Genomic DNA, 20,674 nt, shown 5'->3' on the forward strand with positions numbered 1-20,674 from the left:
GGCTGAACCAGAGAGAGGATATCGTCGGAAACAGAAACAGCACGCCGTAGATGATGGCGGCCGGAATGAAAAACCACAGCGGGTAGGGCGATTTGCGCGAGCGGGGCCTTGTCTCTGTCATAACTACCTCTTCGATCGGGTGGAACCTCGCCCCTTCAGGAGCGAGGTTAACTGACCCGAAAGACCGCTACCAGTTGGGCAGACCGAGTTGCTTGGCCTGCTTGCGCACGTCGTCGTCATAGAGCTTTGCCGCGTCGGCTGGCTGGCGAATGCCGGAACCGACTTCGACGGTGATCTGCTCGAGAGCCGGTCCCTTGATCGGCGAAACGAATTCCAGCGCCGGGGTCGTCTTGTCCTTGGCCTCGAAATAGGGGAGCATGTCCTTTATCGCAGGCGGCACGTCGGCTGGCAGGTCGCAGCCGTCGATCAGGGAAGGCCCCTGAACGGCATTGGTTTCCACCATGATCTTGCAGGCCTCGACGCTTCCGGCGAAATCGACGAATTTCCGCGCTTCCTCGGCGTGCTGGCTGGTCAAGGGAATGTAAAGGGCTGGCGGCATCCAGACCGTCAAGCCGTTGGTTGCGGCGTCGTCGCTCGGCTGCGCGAAAAAGCCGACATCGTTGAGGTTTTCGGGATAATTCTGTTTGAGCGCGCCGACCGCGAAGCTCAGCATCGGATAATGCGCTGCCTCGCCGGTTGCTACCATTCTCAGGCCATCGTCGTAGCTTGCCGCGCCGAAATCGTCGTTCATCAGACCGGCGTCGTGAACGTCCTTCAGCCGTTCGAATCCCTTCAGGGCCGCAGGCGTTTCGGCGTATTTTGCCTTGTTGGCGGTATAGTCTGCGGCGAAGTTCGGCACGGCCGCGTGCAGGTTGTAATAGTCAGCCAGAACGAACAGCTGCGAGGTCCAGGTATCGCGATAGGTCTGCCCCACGGCGACCTTTCCGGCAGCTTTGACCTTCGCGTTGTTCGCCATGAAGTCCGCCCATGTCTTCGGGACGGAGAGGCCAAGCTCCTGGTAGATTTTCCTGTTGTAGAGGATCCCGCCTGCCATCGCCGTGCCGAAGGGAACGCCGTAGAGCTTGCCATCGGCACGGACGACCGATTTGAAACCGTCGTCGACCTTGGCTTGCGACGAGAGATCGCTCAGATCGACAAGCGTCTGTGTCGGCTTCAGCGCCTGTAGCAGCGAGCCGGAATTGTAGAGAAACACATCGGACATCTCTCCCGTCGCCAGTCGCGTCTTGATGATGTTGTCGCCTTCGCCGCCACCGGCCCGCGGCTCGATTTCAATCGTCACGTCGGGTGCCTTTGCCTGATAGGCGGCAACCAGTGCCTCGGCCGCCGCGACCGTGTCCGGGTTGTTGTCGATCAGGAATGACAGCGTGGTTTCTGCATGCGACGGACCAGCCGCGACCAGTGCCAAAAGCGCGGACGCGCCCGCAAGAATGAGTTTTATCCGATGTGTCATGACGTTCCTCCTCTGAACGGTGTGACGTGTATGCTCCTCAAGAATCGGGTAGGGAAAAGACCAGCTGGTGCGTCCCGGAGGGAAGAATGGCTTCCGCGACGACAGGTTGTCCGTTGAGCGACGGGTTTTGATGCCGTTTTCCGGGCCGGAACCGGCCGATGCAGCCTTCCGGAAGCGTCAGCACAAAGGTGACCTTGTTGCCGTCGCATTGCCAGCCGGCCTCGATGCGTCCCTGGCTGATGTCATGATAGGCCGAAACCGGCGAAAGGGCCGGAATCGGCGCCGGATCGACGATCACCTCGGTAAATCCGGGCGCGCTCGGGCTCGGCGAAATTCCGGCGACGCTTTCGAACAGCCACTGGCAGACAGCGCCATAGGCATAGTGGTTGTAGCTGTTCATGTCGGGTTCGTAGATGGTGCCGTCAGGCGCCATGGAATCCCAGCGCTCCCAGATCGTCGTCGCTCCCTTCGAGACCTGGTAGAGCCAGCCCGGCACATCCTCCTGCAGGAAGACCTTTTCGGCCAGATCGTCCATGCCGAGCTTCGTCAGCGCCGGCAGCAGGGCGGGCGTGCCGATGAAGCCGGTGCCGATCTTGTAGTCTGCATCGATGATCACCTGCCGGAAATGCTGCTGTGCGGCCTGCGTGTGCTCCGCCGGTATCAGGTCGTGGAGGAAGGCGAGCGCATAAGACGTCTGGTCGTTGTGCGCGAGGCGTCCCGCAGGCGTGATGAACTCGTTGGTGAATGCCCGCCGGATCTCGTTTGCGCGCTGTTTCATCTTCTCTTCAAGCGCATGCTCGCCGAGAGTGGCTGCGATCCTTGCCAGAAGGTCGGTCGAGATGAAGTGGTAGAGCGTGGCCGCGCAATCATCGGCGATCGTCGGACGAGGCTTTCGATTGTCGCCGACCGGCTGCAGCCAGTCGCCGAAGGTGAAGCCTCGGGCGCCCCAATGCGAGGGCGGACGCACGAGCGGACCATCCGAGATCGACCAGACGAAATCGACCCAGCGCACCATGGAACCCAGGCACTCCGACAGGACGGCCCGGTCGCCGTAATGCGTGTAGAGTACCCAGGGGATCACGACGATCGCGTCGCCCCAGCCGGTCGAGCCGGCATAGCCCGGGAAATTGGCCGGATGCAGACGCGTCGGATCCGGCGAAAAATGTGAGACGGCGCCATCCTCGCGCTGATCGGCCATCACATCCCGCAGATACTTCCTCAGGAAGGATTGGCTGTCGCTCAGCCAGCATGCGGTTGCGGCAAATACCTGGGCGTCGCCCGTCCAGCCCAAGCGCTCGTCGCGTTGCGGGCAATCGGTCGGTACTTCGACGAAATTGGCGCGCTGCGACCAGATGGTATTCTCGACGAGGCGATTGACCAGTGCATTGCCCGAGGTGAAACCGCCGGCGGGCTCGGGCACCGACGAGATCGGGATGGACGCGATTGCAAGGATCTTCGCATCGCCCTTGATCGTTACCCGGGCATAGCGGAAGCCGTGGAAGGTGAAATGCGGTGCGTAGGTCTCGTCGCCGTCTCCCCGCAGCGTGTAGACGGTGTGCGCGGTGGCCGTGCGATAGTTGCGATTGTCGAAATGACGGTCGGGACCGAGAACTTCCGAATGCTCCACCCGGACTTCGGCGCCGGCAGTGCCCCGGACCGTATATCTGACATAGCCGCCGGAATTCTGGCCGAAATCATAGACCGTCCTGCCCTCATCGTCGGTCCAGGTTTCCACAGCGGCGAGTGGCCGCAACTCCCGCACCGCAGCCGTTTCATGCGCGACGAGCAGCTCCCTGTCGAAGGGCAATCTTTCGGTGCCGTGGCTCTCGACGTAGTTTTCCTGKCGGGCATCATAGATTTCGCCGAAGTAGATCCCCGACTTCAGGACCGGCAGAAGGCCGCTTCGCCATGTGGTGTCGGTGGAAAGAACGGTGCCATCCGGTCCGATCAGGTCCGCAATGGCGCCGATCCTGTCGCCCCAGCAATTCGGGATCGCCTCGGCGCCCCACATCAAAGGCGACCGGTACCATCCGTCGGCAAGCCAGATCTCGATGCGGTTGAGGCCCGGCTTGAGCAGGTTCGAGACGTCGTATCGCTGATAGGCAAGGCGATCGTCGTAGTTCGTCCAACCTGGGGTCAACAGGTCGCCGCCGACACGAACGCCATTGATGAAGCAGCGATAGAGGCCAAGTGCGGAGATGAAGAGCTCGACGGGAAGCTTGGCGCCATCATGTTCGAAAGTTTGGGAGACGAAGCTTGCGGCCGTTCCCTGACCGCCATCCGATAGTGGCGCGATCATATCCCCGGACCAGGTACGCGAAACGAGGTTGCCGCTGATGGCTGCCGGCTGAAAGTTCATCAAGTCCTCCCGACAAGTTGTAGAACGTTCTCCATATAACGTTCTACATTTTATTCGGAAGCGCAATAGAATTTTCGTTGCCAGTCTGCCATGGTGGTTCTGCGGGCGATGTTGACGACCCGCAGCAAGCCAGAGATTTCATGTCAATCGAAGAAAAACAAAAGCCGCAACGAAACGATCGCGTGACGATCCGGACCGTGGCAACTCACGCAGGCGTATCGGTCGCAGCGGTTTCCAAGGTGATGCGAAATGCCTACGGCGTCAGTGATGCGCTGCGCGCAAGGGTGACCGATGCCATCGAGGCACTCGCCTATCGCCCCTCGCGGGCAGCACGAGGGCTGCGTGGCCGGAGTTTTACGATCGGCGTGCTCCTGATCGATATCCGCAATCCTTTCCTTCCGGAGGTGATTGCCGGCGTAAACGGGGTGCTGGCGCCTTCGCACTACCAGGCGATGATCGGCGTCAGCGATGCGCGCGTGCAGCTGGAGACGTCGTTGATCGAGTCGATGATCGACTACAAGATGGACGGCCTTATCCTCGTTGCGCCGCGGTTGCCCTCGGAGATCCTCGCAAAGTTCGCCGTCCAGATACCGATCGTCGCGGTCGGTTACCACGATGCCAGCGCCACGGCCTTCGATACCGTCAATGCCGACGATCAGCGCGGCGCCGAGATTGCCGTGGAAGCGCTTCTGGCCTGCGGCTATCGCGACATCGAAATGCTCAGCCTTGGCGAGCGCCAGGGGCACGCGGTCTCCGTTGTCCGCCAGCGTGAGATCGGGTTCCGCCGGGCGATGCAGCGTGGCGGCCTTGGCTCCTCGCCAGCGATCGGCAAAATTCCCATTGCTTCGCCAAAGCGGGAAGAGGCGATGCGAAAGTTCCTATCGAGGAAGGACAGGCCGCGCGCCGTGTTCTGCTGGAGCGATCTCGACGCGATCACCCTTTTGAGCCTGGCTATGGAGATGGGGGTGCGCGTGCCCGAAGACCTCGCCGTCATCGGATACGACAATTCGTCGACCGCAGCACTCGGCCTCGTCAATCTCGCAAGCATCGATCAGTCGGGCAGGGAGCTCGGCCAGATCGCTACCCGGGCCCTCATTTCCAGAATAGAAGGCCGCACCGCTTCCGAGCATATTTTCCAGACACCGTCGCTGGTCAGCCGCAACAGCCTGAGCCGTTCCGGCAATTCCACCGACAGATAATAGCGACGACGGCCGGCTTGCCTGTGTTGCTTGCTGTCGTTTTCAGTCGGATTGAAGGGGGCTGCCGCAAGACTGCCGCACGACCAGGCGACACGGCAATCTGGTGATGCCGGCAGGGACCGGTTCACCCTTGGAGAGGCTGAGGATTGCCAGACCGGCGCGATGGCCGAGTTCCTTCAACTCCATGTCGATGGTGGTCAGCGGCGGGCGCGTTTGCCGTGCGACGACCTCCCAATTGTCGAACCCGACCACGGCGACATCCGTGGGAATCTCCACATTGAGGTCGCGCAGCGCGTCGATGACGCCGCGCGCGATCTCGTCACTGCCGCAGAAGATGGCGTCGGGCTTTGGGCCGGGCCGGGCAAAGACCGTCTGGACGGCTTCGTGACCCCATTCCTCCGACCACTCGCCGAACATCGCTTCGGCACCGTCGCCGCAGGCGTCGAGATAGGATTGGGCGCGAATGCGAGCGGCCAGGTAATCCCGCGGACCGGTGATGTGCAGGATCCGCGACCGGCCCAGTTCCTTGAGATGGTCGACGGCGAGGCGCGCGCCCTGTTCGTCGTCGGGAAAGAAAGTAACGCTGTCGGCCGGCCCCTCGGCAAAGACGTAGACGACGGGTATCGGCAAGCGGGACAGCTGGACCGGCGGCTCGAGGTCAAGGCGGGTCGCGGTGAATATGATGCCGTCGACCTGCCTGTCGAGCAGCGCCTCCAGGTGCAGCTGGGCGAGCCTTGGATCATTGTTCGTCGCGCAGAGGAAGACGGAAACGCCGTGATCGACGAGCACTTCCGACACCCCGGCCGCCATCGGCAGCGTCAGTCTGCCATAGGTGTCGTTGGTCAGCATGCCGATCGCATGGCTTCGCTTGCTTAGCAACCCACGGGCGAGTGCATTGGGCCGAAACCCGATCTCTTCTGCCACGCGCCGGACCCGTTCGCGCGTCTCCGCATTCGTCCGGCCAGTGCCGTTCAGCGCGTTCGACGCCGTCGAAATGCTGACGCCCGCAGCCTTCGCCACGTCGTAGATCGTTCGTCTCCGATCACCGGTATTCTTCAAGCCACGCCTCGTCTTCAATTCATGCTAAAAGCTTTTAGCAGAAAAAATCGTGCTGTTAAAAGGTTTTATCAATCGCACGTCAGATTTATGCACACAGACTGTCGACACCAAAAAAAATCTGATTTAACGTCCGTTTCGTCCGAAGGCCTGAGGCCTGAACGAGAAAAAGGGGAACAAGCATGCTTCGACTGAAAACAACGATCACTGCTCTTGCGCTGCTGGCAAGCTCTTCTCTCGCCAGCGCCGAAGAAATCACCCTATGGGTGCGCACGTCCTCCGGCGCCGTCCTTCAGGGACTGGCCGACAAATACAACGCATCGCACTCCGACAAGGTCAACGTTACCCAGATCACGGCAGAGCAGATGGTGCCGAAGCTGGGCGCGGCAATTGCCGGCAGCGCGGCTCCTGATGGCGCCGTGCTCGACCTGATCTATCTCCCGACCTTTGCCGCGGCGGATGGTCTCGAGGATATCTCCGACTTCGTGAAGGGCCTGCCTTATTCCTCGGCGATGAGCCCGTCCCACATCCGTCTTGCCACCTATGACGGCAAGATCTACGGCGTGCCGGCCCTGCCGGATGCCTCGATCATCGCCTACAATACCGATCTCTTCACCAAGGCCGGCCTCGACCCCAACAAGGCGCCGGCATCGATGGAAGAGATCGCCGCCGATGCCAAGAAGATCACCGCGCTCGGCAACGAGACCTACGGCTTCTATTTCGTGGCGAATTCGGGAAGCTGGCTGATCTACGATTTCCTGCCGCATCTCTGGGCCGCCAATGCCGACGTGCTGAGCGATGACGGCCGCAGCGCCACGGTCGATACGCCGGCGCTGCGTGAGACCATCGCTGCCTATCGCGATATGTGGAAGGCCGGTGCGATCCATCCGACCTCGCGTTCCGGCAACGGCAACAACGCCGTCGAGGCCTTCGCCTCGGGCAAGGTCGGCATCCTGATGACCGGCTCCTACATCGTCAATCTGCTGACCAGCAAATATCCCGACGTGAAATTCGCCGTTGCGCCGATCCCGGGGCCGAAGGGTGGTGCATCGAGCTTTGCCGGCGGCGACACGCTGTCCCTGATAAAGGGCATCAGCGACGAGAAGAAGAAGGTCGCGCTCGACTTCGTCAATTTCTACATGCAGCCCGAGCAGCAGGTCTATATCACCCAGGAATCGGGCATGCCTTCGCGCACCGACCTCGCCGCGGAAGCCTATGCGAAATTCGACCCTCGCAATCTCGTTGCCTACGATATCCTCGCCAAGGCGCGCACGCCCTACACTTTTTCGTCCGATGAACTCTTCGTCAGCCGCACCGGTCCCTTTCTCAATCTGATCCAGGGCACGATCTTCGGCGACGACGTCGACGGAACGATCGCCAAGACGCAGGCCGACTTCACCCGCATCCTCGAACGCACCAATCCGAACTGAGCCCGATGGGCTTCGGCAGGGTATTAGTGGATACCCCGCCGTCCGTTCACGTCTCGACATTCAAACGGAAGGAGGAGTTGCGGTGATATCCTCGACACTTCGCAACCGGAGGCGCGCAGTCGCAACCGGAGAACCCGAGCCGAAGGGTTGGCTTGGCCTTGCCTTCATCCTGCCGGGCTTGCTGTTCATCGTCGTGCTTTTCCTCGTGCCGCTTGTCATGACGGTCTGGATGAGCTTCTACAACTGGCCGCTTCTCGGCCGGACGAAATTCATCGGCCTTTCCAACTATTCCGAACTGATCAGCGACACCCAGCTCTGGCATTCCCTGGGTTTCACGCTGCTCTACACGGTGCTGGTCACGGCTGCGATCTTCCTGGTGGCCTTTCCTTTGGCGCTGCTCGTCGACCGGCCGCTGCGGATCGCCGGCTTTTTCCGCACGATCTATTTCATGCCCGTTGTCATCGGCTTCGGGGCGGCCTCGACATTGTGGATGTGGCTCCTCAATCCCGATAGCGGCGTCTTTGCGCAGCTGCTGCGCGGAGCGGGCATCATCGACAGCGCGCCGAGGCCGCTCGAAAGTTTCTGGCCAGCACTCGGCGTCGTCATCCTGATGGTCGTCTGGAAAACAGCGGGCTTCACGATGATCATCCTCCTGACCGGCCTTCAGAGCATATCGAACGACGTCATCGAAGCCGCCAGGATCGACGGCGCCAGCGTCTGGAGCCGGTTTCGCCGGATCACGCTGCCTTTGATGAGGAACTCGGTGGTGCTGGCGCTCGTCCTCAACGTCACTTCATCGATGCTGGCCTTCGACCAGTTCTTCATCATCACCCAGGGCGGCCCTGAGAACAGCACGATCTCCGCGGTCTTCTCGATCTATCTCGCCTCGTTCTCATCCTACCGTCTCGGTTATGGCTCGGCGATCTCCTTTGCCCTTCTCGTCGTGCTGGTGGCGATCAGCGCGATCCAGTTCGTCCTGCTGCGCCAGCGGCCGGAGGAGGGCTGATGGAACGGCTCAACCACAGTCTCGCAGCGAAGCCGGCGAGCGAGCGGCTCGGTTATCTCGCTTTCGTCCTGACGGCATGCGTCTTTGCCATCTTCTTCGTGATGCCGATCGTCTGGTCCTTCGCCAATTCCTTCAAGCCCGCGGCCGCAGCACTTGCCGATCCGGCAGCGCTCTTCTCGAAAGCCTTCTCGCTTGAAAACTACCGCCGCCTCGAGCATGTCGGCGCCGGCTGGTACGTCTATGCCGGCAATTCGGTGCTGATCGCCGCCGGAACGGTGGTCCTGACGGTGCTCGTCTCGGTGCCGGCGGGATACGGTTTTTCGAAATTCCGCTTTCCCGGCCAGTCGCTGCTCTTCGTGCTGATCATGGCAACGATGATGATCCCGTTCCAGTCGATCCTGACGCCGCTTTTCCTGATCCTGAAAGTCTTCCGCCTGCAAAACAGCCTTTTCGGGCTGGTGCTGATCTACGTGACCTTCCAGCTTCCTTTTTCCGTCTTCATGATGCGCAACGCCTTCGACGCGGTGCCGAAGGCGCTGATCGAGGCGGCGCGGATAGATGGCGCCTCGCAGGCGACGATCCTGCGCCGGATCATGCTGCCGATCGCGCTTCCCGGTGTCGCCACCGTTGCGATGTTCGCCTTCCTGAATTCCTGGAACGAATTCCTCGCCGCCCTCATCTTTCTGTCCGACCAGAACAAGTTCACGCTGCCGATCATGCTGGTGAATGTTTCGTCGGGCATCTATGGCATCATCGACTGGGGCGCGCTGCAGGCCGGCATCGCCGTGACCATGGTCCCCTGCATCCTGCTTTTCCTTCTCTTGCAACGATATTACGTGCGCGGCCTGACGGCCGGCGCCGTGAAGTAACAGCGCTCGTCCCGCTCAGGAGTCCTCATGACCAGCTCACCTCGTTTCCAACCGGCACGCGCTGCGGGACGGCAGCGATACAGGCCTGCCGACCATTCCGGTGTCGTATTCGATGGCGGTTTCTGGCAGAGCTGGACGGAGACGGTCCGCAACGTCACCATCCCGACGCAGCACAAGCGGCTGGAAGAGGAGGGCTTCCTCGAGGTGCTCGATTTTGACAAGCCGGCCGCGCCGCTGGTGCGCCCGATCCAGCCGAGCGGACTGTCGATGCAGCATTTCTTCGATTCCGATTTCGGCAAATGGATCGAGGCCGCAAGTTATACGCTGAAGGCCCATCCCGATGCCGCGCTCGCGGCGAAGATCGAAGCCATCGTCGAGAAGCTCGAAAAAGGGCAGATGGCGGATGGCTACCTCAACAGCTGGTTCATTCGCCGCGAGCCGGACAGGCGCTGGACCAATCTGCGCGACCTGCACGAGATGTATTCGATGGGCCACTTGCTGGAAGGGGCCGTTGCCTACTACGAGGCGACGGGAAAGCGCCGTTTCCTCGATGTGATGATCCGCGCAGTCGACCATATCATCGCCACCTTCGGTGCGGAGCCTGGGAAACTCAGAGGCTACGATGCCCATGAGGAAATCGAGCTGGCGCTGGTCAAGCTCTATCGCGTGACGCGCGATCCGCGGCATCTGAAGCTTGCGACCTATTTCGTCGACGAACGTGGCCGGATGCCCTCATATTACGACGAGGAGGCTCGCAAGCGCGGCGAGAGCCCCGATGATTACGTCTACAAGACATATGCCTATAGCCAGGCCCATATGCCGGTGCGCGACCAGCACCAGGTCGTCGGACACGCGGTTCGCGCCATGTACCTGTTTTCTGCGATGGCGGATCTCTCCCGTGAGAACGACGATCCGACATTGAAGGAGGCCTGCGACCGTCTGTTCGACAATCTGGTCAGCCGCCAGCTCTACGTGACCGGCGGCCTTGGCCCATCGGCATCCAATGAAGGGTTCACCCGGGAATTCGACCTGCCGAACGAGACGGCCTATGCCGAGACATGCGCAGCCGTCGCGCTCGGCTTCTGGAGCCATCGCATGGCGCAGGTCGATCTCGACGGCAAGTTCACCGACAGGCTGGAAACGGTGCTCTACAACGGCGCGCTTTCCGGCATCTCGCGCGACGGCGAACATTATTTCTATGAGAACGTCCTTGAAAGCCACGGGCAGCACCGCCGGTGGAAATGGCATTACTGCCCCTGCTGCCCGACCAACATTGCCCGTTTCATCACGTCGCTCGGCCAATATTTCTATTCCACGGGTGAGCAGGAGCTCGCCGTCCATCTCTACGGCACCAATTCCGCCGAGCTGACAGTCGGCGACAGCTTCGTGCGCCTGATCCAGGAGACGCAATATCCCTGGGATGGCGACATCAGCCTGCGGTTCGCCGTCGAGAGGCCAAGCCGGTTTCAGCTTCGTCTTCGCATCCCTGGATGGTGCAGGCAGGCGCAGATCTCGGTCAACGGCRTTGCCGTCGATCTCGATCAATGCGTGACGAAGGGTTATGCCGCAATATCAAGAGAATGGCGCAATGGTGACGAGGTCCGCATCGGCTTCTCGATGCCGGTCGAGCGCATCTACGCACATCCTGCCGTCTCCGAAGACGGCGGACGCGTCGCGCTGCGGCGCGGGCCTGTCGTCTATTGCATCGAGGAGACGGACCTTGGCGGCGAGCCGCAGCGGCTCCGCCTGCCGGCATCTGAGAAAATTTCTGCCCGTTACGATGCCGCGCTTCTCGGCGGAGCGACCGTCCTCGAAGGCACCGCGCTCGAAGCAGATATAGCCGATTGGCAGAATGCGCTCTATCGCACCGCACCTCCCTCGCTGAAGGAGCGGCCCTTCACGGCGATCCCCTATCACCTCTGGGCCAATCGCGAGCCCGGAGCGATGGCGATCTGGTTGCAGGAGGTCTAGGAGAAAACCATGGCACGGCTGGAACTCAAGAGCATCGTCAAATCCTATGGCATCTACAAGGCCGTGCGCGGCATCAGCCTTGACATCGAAGACAATGAATTCGTCGTTTTCGTGGGCCCGTCGGGATGCGGAAAATCGACGACATTGCGCATGATCGCGGGTCTCGAACACATTACCGGCGGTGAAATCGTCATCGGCGACCAGGTCGTCAACCGGCTCGGCCCGGGAAAACGCGATATCGCCATGGTCTTTCAAAACTACGCGCTCTATCCGCACATGACGGTGCGGGAGAATATTTCGTTCTGCCTGGAGCAGCAGAAGCTTGCGAAGAGCGAGATCGACGCGCGTATCATCAGGGCGGCGGAAACCCTGCATATCAGCGAGCTGCTCGGCCGGCGCCCGGGCCAGCTTTCGGGCGGCCAGCGTCAGCGCGTCGCGATGGGACGCGCGATCGTGCGAAATCCGAAAGTCTTTCTCTTCGATGAGCCGTTGTCCAACCTCGATGCCAAGCTTCGCGTGCAGATGCGCACGGAGATCAAGCGGCTGCATCAGCTGTTGCCGACGACGACCGTCTACGTCACCCATGACCAGGTCGAGGCGATGACCATGGCCGATCGTGTCGTGGTGATGAATAGCGGCATCATCGAGCAGGCGGGGCCGCCGCAGGCGCTCTATCATCGGCCCGTCAGCCAGTTCGTCGCCGGTTTCATCGGCTCGCCGTCGATGAATTTCCTGTCCGCGACGCTGCTATCAGGAGAGAAGGGTCTCGTCGTCAAGCTGACTGACGGCAGCGAGCTTGCCGTGCCGGAAGCGCGCGCCAGCGATTATGCCAGCCATGCCGGAAAATCAGTCGTCTTCGGCATCCGGCCGGAATCGATCACCGAGCGCCAGGCCCGTCCTGGTTATGTCGACATCGAAGCGAAGATCGATCTTGTGGAACCACTCGGGCCGGAGACCATGGTCTATTTCGGCATCGGCGAGGCAAGTCTTTGCGCCTGCATCGATCCCGAGAGCGGGCCCAGGCCGATGTCGACGATGCCGCTCTCGCTCAACATGAACCAGATGCATCTGTTCGATCCGGAGACCGGCCGGTCGCTGGCGCTTGCCTGAACCGCAAACACGCAAAAGGCCGGCAACCGCGGGGTCGCCGGCCTCGTTGATCAGGCAGCCTGGCGGATCTTCGAAGGACGCGTGGCAGCAGCCTTCTCGACCATGGCGGTGACTTCGGCGCGGCGGGCGCCCGAAAGCGGCAGGCGCGGCAGGCGGACGCGTTCTGAGCCGCGGCCCATGATTTGCTCGGCGAGCTTGATCGACTGGACGAGGTCGTGTTCGGCATCGAGATGCAGAAGCGGCATGAACCAGCGATAGATCTTGCGGGCCTCTTCCCAGTCGCCGCGTTCGGCGGCGGCAACGAGCTGCACGGACTCCTCCGGGAAGGCGCTGGTCAGGCCCGAGACCCAGCCCTTGGCGCCGAGCATCAGGCCTTCAAGCGCGACGTCGTCGAGACCGGCGAAGATATCGAAACGATCACCGAATTCATTGATGAGATCGGTGAAGCGGCGCGGATCCGGCGCACTTTCCTTGACCGCCTTGATGTTCGGCACGTCGGCAAGCACCTTCAGCACATCGGCGCCGATATTAACGCGGTAGGCCGGCGGGTTGTTGTACAACATGATCGGCAGCGAGGTCGCTTCGGCGACGGTGCGGAAATGTGCGATCAGTTCTTCGGGCTTCGGCACATAAACCATGGCCGGCAGCAGCATCAGGCCGTCGGCGCCGAGCTTTTCGGCGTCGCGAGCATAGGCGACGGCACGGCGCGTGTCGAATTCGGACACGCCCGTCACCACGGGAACGCGGCCGTTGACGACCTCGACGGCGGCCTTCAGGATCGTGCGCTTCTCCTCGGGGTCCAGCGAATTGTTCTCGCCGCATGTGCCCATGACGATCAGCCCGTTGACGCCATCGTTTACAAGCGCGTCCTGGACGCGCTGGGTCGAGGGCAGATCAACGGAAAGATCATCGTTGAACTGTGTCGTTACGGCGGGAAATACGCCCTTCCATCCTGTGGTCATTGATCGAGCCTCGTTGAAACTGGTTGCCTTATATACAAACTGTCGACAGGATTCAATGACGTGAGCTTACAAATTTGAGGTCCCCGAAGGCCGACATTGCGAGAATCGGCCGAAACGAAATACAAGGCTCTAACGAAAGAGGGCGGACGGATGCGGAACGATGCGGAAAATGTGCGGGTGCGCGGCTCTGGCACGCAGAGCGTCTATGTGACACTCAGGCAGGAAATCCTGTCGATGGCGCTGGAACCCGGCAGTCCGCTCGATGAGGTGCGGCTGTCGGAACGTTTTCGGATGTCGCGGACTCCCATTCGCGAGGCGCTGTTGCGGCTCGCCGCCGATGGGCTCGTCACGACGCTGCCGAACAGGAACACGATCGTTGCGACGATCGATTTCGCAAGCCTGCCCACCTATTTCGAAGCGCTGACACTGATGTACCGGGTGACGACCCGCGGCGCCGCACAACGGCGAAACGCTGAGATCATGAAGACCGTCCGCCGGCATCAGAAGGACTTCGCCGACGCGGTTGCCGCGCGCGACGCCTATGCGATGATCGAGGCCAACCGCGAATTTCATGTTTCGATCGCCGAGCTTGCCGGCAATCCCTATTACACGGCCTTCTTTGCCAGGCTGCTCGACGAGGGCCGGCGTATTCTTCGTCTGTATTATTCGACCTTCGACGACCGTCTGCCGCGCCAGTATGTCGACGAACACGAGGAGATCATCGCCGCGATCGAGGCCGGTGACGTCGAGCGGGCCGACCGGCTGGCGATCGCCCACGCCGGGCAGATCGTCCGCCAGATCCAGGAATATATTGCCCGCGACCTCGACCGGCCGGTGGCGATCAGCATGTCCTGATGCGACGAGAGCAATGAACCGTTCGAGCCTCAGGAGGCGAGGGGGCCGCCTTGTTCCCTGACCAAGGTCATCAGCCTGCGCAGGACAGCCGCCGATTGGCGAACACCGTCGTGCTCGAATTCGTTGGTCACCCATGCCTGAACATTGGCGACGTGGCGCGCCGTTTCGAGCGAAAGCCCGGCATCGACATACATGTCATCGTGATAGATGACCGCGGCGACCGGCACCTCGTTTGCCGCAAGGCGTGCCGGATCATAGAGCGGCTCGTAGCGTTCATATGCGGCCAGCGCCTCGACACCTGCCCTAAAGGGCCGCAGCGAGCGGATCTCCTCGAACATCCAGGGATACATCATCTCCCCCGTCAACAGCAGCGGCCGCCGGTCGCCGGCAAAGGCCGGATGCTCGGCGCGGATGCGTTCGGCCGCCCAGGCAGTCGGCGTCCCGGCCTGGCCATAGATGCTTTCCTGCAAAACGGCGAAGAGCGGATTGTCGTCATAGGAGGTCAGCGACAGCACCGACGAGAGGAAGCGATCGGAGAGACGGTCTTCATTGGGACCGGAGAAGGCCTCGTCGACCAGCCAATGGATGTTCTCGTAACCCGGCGCCATGCCGAAATCGATGCCGATGGTCTGAAAGCGGCGAACGGAGAGGCGATCGCCATCGTGCAGCCGCACCTCATTGGCCTCGATATAGTCGGCGATCCGTCCGATGCGCTCGGCATCCCCGGGGTAGCGGCGGTAATAGGCGGCGTTCTTTTCGGCGACGCGCGGGTAGGTGCGCCGATAGACATCATCGGCCGTCGCCCCAAGGCCGGCAAGGCCGCCGGTGACATAACAGGCGGAAAGTCCCTCCGGCGCCTTCGAAAGATAGGTGAGCGTCAGGAAGCCGCCATAGCTCTGGCCAAGCGTCTGCCAGCGCCCGCCGCCGAAGACGACCTTCCTCAGATATTCGCAATCGGCAACGATGCTGTCGGCGCGAAAGAGGCTGAGATAGTCGGCTGCGGCCCTGCCGTCGGCAAAGTGCTCCATCGTCGCACTTTCGATCCGGCTGCTGCGCCCGGTGCCGCGCTGGTCGATCAGGATAACGCGGTGCGTCTTCAGAGCTTCGGCAAGCCATGGCGGCCCGCCATTGCTCGGCCGCGGCGATTTTCCGCCAGGACCGCCTTGGAGGAAAGCCAGCAACGGCAGTGTTTCGCGACGGCGGGCGGGATCGCATACTTCGCGTGCGAAAACCCGGATCGTCTCCCCCTCCGGCTTCGACCAATCCAGGGGAACGTCGACCATATGATCGCGTATCAGCATGCCCGGTATGGTGTATTCGACCGCCATCGCCATCTCCTCTTTTTCATGTCGACATATTGCCTACAGCGGCATTAGTGTCGGTTCAAGATCCCCGTTGCAAGGCGCGGCCTTCATCGATCTGGAAGCGCAGAAAAAGCAGGAATACAACATGTCATGGCAGCATACGGTACCCCGCATAACTGAGGACGAACGGCAGAACCGCCTCGCCAGGCTTCGCAAAATGATCGAAGCCGAAGGATTGGCTGGCGTGCTTCTTGGGCCGACCGAAAGCCTGCATTACTTCACGGGGCTGGTCTGGCATCCGAGCGAGAGGTTCCTCGGCGCGCTCGTCACGCCCGCGACCATTTCCTACATCGTTCCAGGGTTCGAGCGCAGCCGCGTCGAAACGCTGCCGCATCTGCCGGGGGAAATCCTGGTCTGGGAAGAGGAGGAGAGCAGCGCCGCGCTCATCGCCCGCCTTGTTGCCCATGGCGGCAGACTTGCCCTCGACGATGGTTTGCCGCTTTTCTTCTATCATGCATTGGCAGCGGAGATGGGCGCGGCGAGGCTTGCCGATGGCGGGCGGCTGATCCGCGACCTGCGTTGCATCAAATCGGCCGCGGAGATTGCCCTCATCCAGTATGCGATGAACCTGACGCTTGACGTCCACAGGCAAGCGCATGGGCTTTTGAAGCCGGGCATCAAATCGTCCGAGGTGGTCAATTTCATCGACCGGCAGCATCGCCAGGCCGGCGCCGATGCCGGCTCGACATTCTGCATCGTCTCCTTCGGCGCGGCGACCTCGCTTCCGCATGGCGCCGACGGCGATCAGGTCCTTGGTCGTGACGACGTCATTCTCATCGATACCGGCTGCCGGATCGACGGTTATCATTCCGATATCACCAGGACCTATATGCTGGAGGGCGGCGAAAGCGCGTTCGAACGGGCCTGGTGGATCGAGCGCGAGGCGCAACAGGCCGTCTTCGGCGCGGCCCGGATCGGCGCCACCTGCTCGAGCCTCGACGATGCGGCCCGCAAGGTGCTTGCCAAACACTCCCTCGGCCCCAACTATCGCCTGCCAGGTTTGCCGCATCGCGCCGGTCATGGCCTCGGGCTCGAGATCCATGAGGAACCCTACATCGTTCGCGGCAACGATACGCCGCTTGCCGCCGGCATGTGTTTTTCCAACGAACCGATGATCGTCTTCCCCGGGAAATTCGGGATCCGGCTGGAAGACCATATGTACATGACCGCCGAGGGACCATGCTGGCTGACCAATCCGGCGGCGGGACCGACCGAGCCATTCTCCTGAGCAGGCCCCATCTCCTGTCCGCTCAGGCAGCGCCGGTTTTCAAGTGGCTGTCAGGCTGGGCAAAAATACCTGGTACAACAGCGCAGCAGGTGCCTTCTACTGGTCTGGAGAACCGTAATTGCCGGTAGACATGGCAGGGCGAAGTCAAGGCCCCCGGCAAAGCAAACAGCCGCTGTCCGCCATCCCAATTGCGGCGACGAAGCGCTTGCCATAGGTCCCTGTCCTATCCGCCGCGATCTCGGCCGACCGCTAGCGATCAGCCTATCCTGAAGCGACCGAATTCAACAGGCGGAGGCTACCCCAGCCTGAACGTGGGCGATATGACGGTTGGTTTTCGCGCCATGGGACATATCGACCGGATCGCGGTTGTCTGCAATTCGATCCATCAAGTATTTCGTCGCAAACGTTACTTGCTTTCTGGCGTCGTACAAGGTTGACTGTGGTTAAACCTATAGTCTCGAGGATAGGATGATGGACTTGTTCAGAAAGGATGAGGATGACTCGGTTCGATTTCAGAAAATGACACTGAATGGCAGATATAGAAATATGGCGGCGATGCTTTCGATAGTTGTGGTTGTCTTTTCTGTATTCTTGATATCGCTTGGCGCTTTAATTGAATTTTTTCAACCTGAGTTTTTTCCAAACGTCATTCTCGATGACGTCCCTTTGCGCTACGTCGCCTGGTTCATGATTACCTTCGGGATAATTATCGCTATCATCAACGTAATTTTGGCGGCAAGACGGGAGATCGAGCAGGAGACGGTTGAAAGCATGCTTCCATCGGACGCCGTCGAGATCAAAATGCAGACTTTGCGCGATCTTCGAACGCATCGAAATGGCTATGCGCGCTCCTCCAAGTTCAATCAATATCTCTGGAATTTTCTCACATTGGGGATCATCGTTTTGAGCGGTCTCTCCTCGTTGTTTTCGGCCTATGGCCCGGTTGTCCCCCAATGGCTGCCAATGGCGACCTCCGCACTCGTGGCGCTCTTCGGCACGATAATGGTTCAATTTCGCGTCAGGGATGTCTGGCAATTGAGAGAGCAGGGAAGGATTGAAGCGGAGATACTCGTCGCCGATGCTCATCTCATCGACATAACTGACAACCTTGCTACGCTCAAACAGGCAGCCGTCATTAGAAAGCGCGCCCATGCACTCGAGATGAAGCAACTCAACCAGCTCTTCGTGGAAACCACCGAAGCCAATCCGTAAGTCCTGTCGGCATCTGGCGGGACCGACCGAGCCGCTCTTCTGAGCGGGCTCATGCCTCACCCGCTCAGGCAATCTATCTCACCTGCGCGATCATCCGCCGCCCTCTAATCCTGAATGGCCGGGGCGCTTCCTGCCTTGAGCTTAACTTCGATGACGGGGACCACGATCTGAGGTCGGCGCACCGGCAGGACGAATGTCAATTGATCCTCGCCGACGGGGAACTGGGTGTTTGCCCACAAGGTATTGGCGGACGGGCGCAGCCAGGTGACTTCGCTGCCATCATGCAGGAATTGCGCATATTCGACTTGCCCCGCCAACGCATCGAAATGCAGATGGCGATAGGGCCAGTTGAAGAGATGGATGTAGAGACGATCGCCATTCTGGGTTAGGCGGCAATCGGCCGGAGCGGCGAAGTCGGACTGGGTGCAGCCGACGATGCTGCGCTCGTGCAGCGCCATCCACTCCTCATAAGCGGCAAGGGCTGCAATCGCGCGATGGTCGAGCGTGCCGCGCGCCGTCGGCCCGACATTCATCAGCAGATTACCACCCATGGCAACGGTGCCGACCAGCATCTGCACAAGTTGTTCCGTGCTTTTCCAGGTGTCCTCGTCGCGGTGATAGCCCCAGGAACCGCTGAGCGTGTGGCACGCTTCCCAGACGACACGCCTGCCATCGCGCAGCGGCCGGGCGCGCGGCATATATTGCTCCGGCGTGACGATGTCAGGCTGCAGGCCGGCGAGATCGAGCCGATTGTTGATGATGATGTCGGGGGCGAGTTCGCGCACCAGGCGCACGAGTTTCTCGCTTTCCCAATCCTGATGGCCCTTTCCGACCAGGTCTCCGAGCTTCCATTGCGGATAGCTGAAATCGAACCACATGATGTCGATCTGGCCGAAGTCCGTCAGGAGTTCGCGGACCTGCTCGCGCATGAAGGCGGCATAACGGTGCATGTCCCGGCCTTCGTTGATTTTCAGCGCATCGGGATGATTGCGCTGCGGGTGGCGAGGATCGACCGTGAAGTCGGGATGATGCCAGTCGATCAGCGAATAGTAGAATCCGATCCTCAGGCCCTCTGCACGGAAGGCGTCGACGAATGGACCGAGCAGATCTCGTCCATAAGGCGTGTTGGTCACCTTGAAGTCGGTCGCCTTGGTATCCCAGAGGCAGAAGCCTTCATGGTGCTTGGTCGTCAGCACGACATATTTCATGCCCGCAGCTTTCGCGCGTCTGGCCCATTCGCGGGGGTCGTAGAGATCGGGATCGAAATGGTCGAAATATTTCTGGTAGTCGGCGTCGTTCAGTTCTTCGCGGCTCTTGACCCATTCATGGCGTGCCGGCAGCGCATAAAGCCCCCAGTGCACGAACATGCCGAAGCGGTCGTGGACGAACCAGGCCTTCTTCTCCTCAGGCAGGGCCAGTGACTGCAGATTGTTGATATCCATCGGATATTCCTCCTGTTCCAAACTTTAAGAGTTGGAGCATGATGTCGTCCGAAAACCGCTCACACTTTTCGGCATCATGCTCCGGGGCGTTCAGGTCGTTTCGCGGACGATGAGCTCGGGCACGATGACGATGCCGTGCTGGCGGTTTCTGGTGGCGATGCGGCTGAGCAGCAGACGCACAGCTTCCTCCCCCATTTCCCGTTTTTGCACCCGCAAGGTGGTGAGCGCCGGAGACAGCAGTTCGGCAGTCGGAATATCGTCGAAACCGATCAGCGCGATTTGCGCGGGGATCGAAATGCCGGCGGCCCGGCAGGCCTTCATGGCGCCGATCGCATTGAGGTCGTTGTAGCAGACAAGGGCATCGATGCCGGGCGTCTCCGCCAGCAATTGCGCGGCCGCCGTTTGCCCGCCTGCCGCGGTCGGGTCGCAATAAACGATGCCTTGTGCCTTGAGCCCGTGGGCCGACAGCGTCTTGCGAAAGCCGACAAGCCGGCTCTTGCCGCCAAACGAACTGCGCGGTCCGGCGATGATCGCTATCCTGCGGCGCCCGCGCTCGACCAGATGGTCGATGGCACGCGACGCTCCCGTCTCATAGTCGGTGACAATCGTCCCGGCGACCTCGTTGGGCGCCTCGCGGTTGATGAGCACCACGGCGCGGTGGGGCGCAAGCGCCTTGTGCAGGGCGGCGTCGGGCAGCCGCGGGCTGCAGACGATGATCCCGTCGACCCGATGCCGCAGCAGCGTTTCGATGAGTTCTTCCTCCCGCTTGCTGTTCTCGACGACATTGGACAGAAGCAGGTTGTAGCCGGCAGCACTCGCGGCATCCTCGGCTCCCCTGATGACTTCGGGAAAGAACGGATTGGTGATGTCGGGAACGAGAAGGCCGATGGCCTTCGATCGATCGGACCGCAATCCGCGCGCAAAGGGATTGGGCCGGTAATTGAGTTCGCTCGCCGCTAAAATAATCCGTTGACTGGTCTCCGCACTGGCTCCGCCCCGATCGTTGAGCACGCGCGATACCGTCATCGGTGACACCCCTGCGGCGCGGGCGACATCGGCGATGGTTATTTTGGATTCTGGCTCTTTGGGGCGGCTCAACTGGATTGTCTCTTTAGAAGGTGCAGGTAGTCACGATAACGA

The 20,674-nt window shown here is 60.9% G+C and carries 16 protein-coding genes and 1 pseudogene; 9 read left to right on the forward strand and 8 right to left on the reverse strand.

Annotated elements, in window-relative coordinates; translation table 11 throughout:
• The 3 genes and pseudogenes from AC1ECN_RS35000 to AC1ECN_RS35010 all read right to left on the reverse strand — a co-directional run.
• A pseudogene (locus AC1ECN_RS35000) lies at nt 1-121 on the reverse strand (sugar ABC transporter permease); the annotation flags it as partial.
• Between the two features lie 66 nt (nt 122-187).
• On the reverse strand, nt 188-1,471 hold the full coding sequence (locus tag AC1ECN_RS35005; protein ID WP_027688901.1) for an ABC transporter substrate-binding protein: 1,284 nt from the start codon (nt 1,469-1,471) through the stop codon (nt 188-190).
• Between the two features lie 37 nt (nt 1,472-1,508).
• Nucleotides 1,509-3,830 carry a family 78 glycoside hydrolase catalytic domain gene (locus tag AC1ECN_RS35010; RefSeq protein ID WP_477955582.1) on the reverse strand — a complete coding sequence of 774 codons (2,322 nt, stop codon included), beginning with the start codon at nt 3,828-3,830 and terminating at the stop codon, nt 1,509-1,511.
• 140 nt (nt 3,831-3,970) lie between these two features.
• Here AC1ECN_RS35010 and AC1ECN_RS35015 point away from each other — a divergent pair, with 140 nt between their 5' ends.
• Complete coding sequence (locus AC1ECN_RS35015; RefSeq protein ID WP_130829083.1) at nt 3,971-5,029, forward strand: LacI family DNA-binding transcriptional regulator; 1,059 nt, start codon at nt 3,971-3,973, stop codon at nt 5,027-5,029.
• A 42-nt stretch (nt 5,030-5,071) separates the two neighbouring features.
• On the opposite strand, the gene AC1ECN_RS35020 is transcribed toward AC1ECN_RS35015, so the two are convergent.
• Nucleotides 5,072-6,088, reverse strand: a complete 1,017-nt coding sequence (locus AC1ECN_RS35020; RefSeq protein WP_130663051.1) for a LacI family DNA-binding transcriptional regulator — start codon at nt 6,086-6,088, stop codon at nt 5,072-5,074.
• A 179-nt stretch (nt 6,089-6,267) separates the two neighbouring features.
• On the opposite strand from AC1ECN_RS35020, the gene AC1ECN_RS35025 reads away from it, so the two are divergent.
• The 5 genes from AC1ECN_RS35025 (at nt 6,268) to AC1ECN_RS35045 (ending at nt 12,471) form a co-directional block, all read left to right on the forward strand.
• A complete protein-coding gene (locus AC1ECN_RS35025; protein ID WP_018494012.1) occupies nt 6,268-7,515 on the forward strand; it encodes an ABC transporter substrate-binding protein in 1,248 nt (415 codons plus the stop codon).
• Nucleotides 7,516-7,597: 82 nt separating this feature from the next.
• Entirely contained in the window at nt 7,598-8,521 is a 924-nt protein-coding gene (locus AC1ECN_RS35030) for a carbohydrate ABC transporter permease (RefSeq protein ID WP_477955585.1), read from the forward strand.
• Nucleotides 8,521-9,390, forward strand: coding sequence for a carbohydrate ABC transporter permease (locus AC1ECN_RS35035; protein WP_018071796.1), 870 nt, complete (start codon nt 8,521-8,523; stop codon nt 9,388-9,390). Before AC1ECN_RS35030 ends, AC1ECN_RS35035 begins: the two co-directional genes overlap by 1 nt.
• A 27-nt stretch (nt 9,391-9,417) precedes the next feature.
• Complete coding sequence (locus tag AC1ECN_RS35040) at nt 9,418-11,361, forward strand: glycoside hydrolase family 127 protein (RefSeq protein WP_477955587.1); 1,944 nt, start codon at nt 9,418-9,420, stop codon at nt 11,359-11,361.
• 9 nt (nt 11,362-11,370) lie between these two features.
• Nucleotides 11,371-12,471 (forward strand): ABC transporter ATP-binding protein, encoded by a 1,101-nt coding sequence (locus AC1ECN_RS35045; protein ID WP_477955589.1) that lies wholly within the window; start codon nt 11,371-11,373, stop codon nt 12,469-12,471.
• A gap of 50 nt (nt 12,472-12,521) precedes the next feature.
• Here the strand turns inward: AC1ECN_RS35045 and AC1ECN_RS35050 are convergent, their stop codons facing one another.
• Nucleotides 12,522-13,433: a dihydrodipicolinate synthase family protein gene (locus AC1ECN_RS35050; RefSeq protein WP_018483059.1), complete on the reverse strand. Its 912-nt coding sequence runs from the start codon at nt 13,431-13,433 to the stop codon at nt 12,522-12,524.
• Between the two features lie 150 nt (nt 13,434-13,583).
• On the opposite strand from AC1ECN_RS35050, the gene AC1ECN_RS35055 reads away from it, so the two are divergent.
• Complete coding sequence (locus AC1ECN_RS35055; protein ID WP_477955590.1) at nt 13,584-14,288, forward strand: GntR family transcriptional regulator; 705 nt, start codon at nt 13,584-13,586, stop codon at nt 14,286-14,288.
• A gap of 29 nt (nt 14,289-14,317) precedes the next feature.
• On the opposite strand, the gene AC1ECN_RS35060 is transcribed toward AC1ECN_RS35055, so the two are convergent.
• Nucleotides 14,318-15,616 carry an alpha/beta fold hydrolase gene (locus AC1ECN_RS35060; RefSeq protein ID WP_477955592.1) on the reverse strand — a complete coding sequence of 433 codons (1,299 nt, stop codon included), beginning with the start codon at nt 15,614-15,616 and terminating at the stop codon, nt 14,318-14,320.
• Nucleotides 15,617-15,737: 121 nt separating this feature from the next.
• On the opposite strand from AC1ECN_RS35060, the gene AC1ECN_RS35065 reads away from it, so the two are divergent.
• Together AC1ECN_RS35065 and AC1ECN_RS35070 are read left to right on the forward strand one after the other, a co-directional pair.
• Nucleotides 15,738-16,880: a M24 family metallopeptidase gene (locus AC1ECN_RS35065; RefSeq protein WP_477955594.1), complete on the forward strand. Its 1,143-nt coding sequence runs from the start codon at nt 15,738-15,740 to the stop codon at nt 16,878-16,880.
• 471 nt (nt 16,881-17,351) lie between these two features.
• Nucleotides 17,352-18,092, forward strand: coding sequence for a cation diffusion facilitator family transporter (locus AC1ECN_RS35070; RefSeq protein ID WP_024322560.1), 741 nt, complete (start codon nt 17,352-17,354; stop codon nt 18,090-18,092).
• A 104-nt stretch (nt 18,093-18,196) separates the two neighbouring features.
• On the opposite strand, the gene AC1ECN_RS35075 is transcribed toward AC1ECN_RS35070, so the two are convergent.
• Together AC1ECN_RS35075 and AC1ECN_RS35080 are read right to left on the reverse strand one after the other, a co-directional pair.
• Complete coding sequence (locus tag AC1ECN_RS35075) at nt 18,197-19,534, reverse strand: alpha-L-fucosidase (RefSeq protein WP_131618458.1); 1,338 nt, start codon at nt 19,532-19,534, stop codon at nt 18,197-18,199.
• A 90-nt stretch (nt 19,535-19,624) separates the two neighbouring features.
• Nucleotides 19,625-20,632: a LacI family DNA-binding transcriptional regulator gene (locus AC1ECN_RS35080; RefSeq protein WP_477955596.1), complete on the reverse strand. Its 1,008-nt coding sequence runs from the start codon at nt 20,630-20,632 to the stop codon at nt 19,625-19,627.
• Between the last annotated feature and the right edge of the window lie 42 nt (nt 20,633-20,674).

Source organism: Rhizobium sp. 01N447_2 (genome assembly GCF_056399245.1).

Bases quoted from the DNA above. Each gene is read 5' to 3' on its own strand.
- AC1ECN_RS35005 (WP_027688901.1), bottom strand. From the start codon at position 1,471: ATGACACATCGGATAAAACTCATTCTTGCGGGCGCGTCCGCGCTTTTG.
- AC1ECN_RS35015 (WP_130829083.1), top strand. From the start codon at position 3,971: ATGTCAATCGAAGAAAAACAAAAGCCGCAACGAAACGATCGCGTGACG.
- AC1ECN_RS35025 (WP_018494012.1), top strand. From the start codon at position 6,268: ATGCTTCGACTGAAAACAACGATCACTGCTCTTGCGCTGCTGGCAAGC.
- AC1ECN_RS35035 (WP_018071796.1), top strand. From the start codon at position 8,521: ATGGAACGGCTCAACCACAGTCTCGCAGCGAAGCCGGCGAGCGAGCGG.
- AC1ECN_RS35045 (WP_477955589.1), top strand. From the start codon at position 11,371: ATGGCACGGCTGGAACTCAAGAGCATCGTCAAATCCTATGGCATCTAC.
- AC1ECN_RS35050 (WP_018483059.1), bottom strand. From the start codon at position 13,433: ATGACCACAGGATGGAAGGGCGTATTTCCCGCCGTAACGACACAGTTC.
- AC1ECN_RS35055 (WP_477955590.1), top strand. From the start codon at position 13,584: ATGCGGAACGATGCGGAAAATGTGCGGGTGCGCGGCTCTGGCACGCAG.
- AC1ECN_RS35060 (WP_477955592.1), bottom strand. From the start codon at position 15,616: ATGGCGGTCGAATACACCATACCGGGCATGCTGATACGCGATCATATG.
- AC1ECN_RS35065 (WP_477955594.1), top strand. From the start codon at position 15,738: ATGTCATGGCAGCATACGGTACCCCGCATAACTGAGGACGAACGGCAG.
- AC1ECN_RS35070 (WP_024322560.1), top strand. From the start codon at position 17,352: ATGGACTTGTTCAGAAAGGATGAGGATGACTCGGTTCGATTTCAGAAA.
- AC1ECN_RS35075 (WP_131618458.1), bottom strand. From the start codon at position 19,534: ATGGATATCAACAATCTGCAGTCACTGGCCCTGCCTGAGGAGAAGAAG.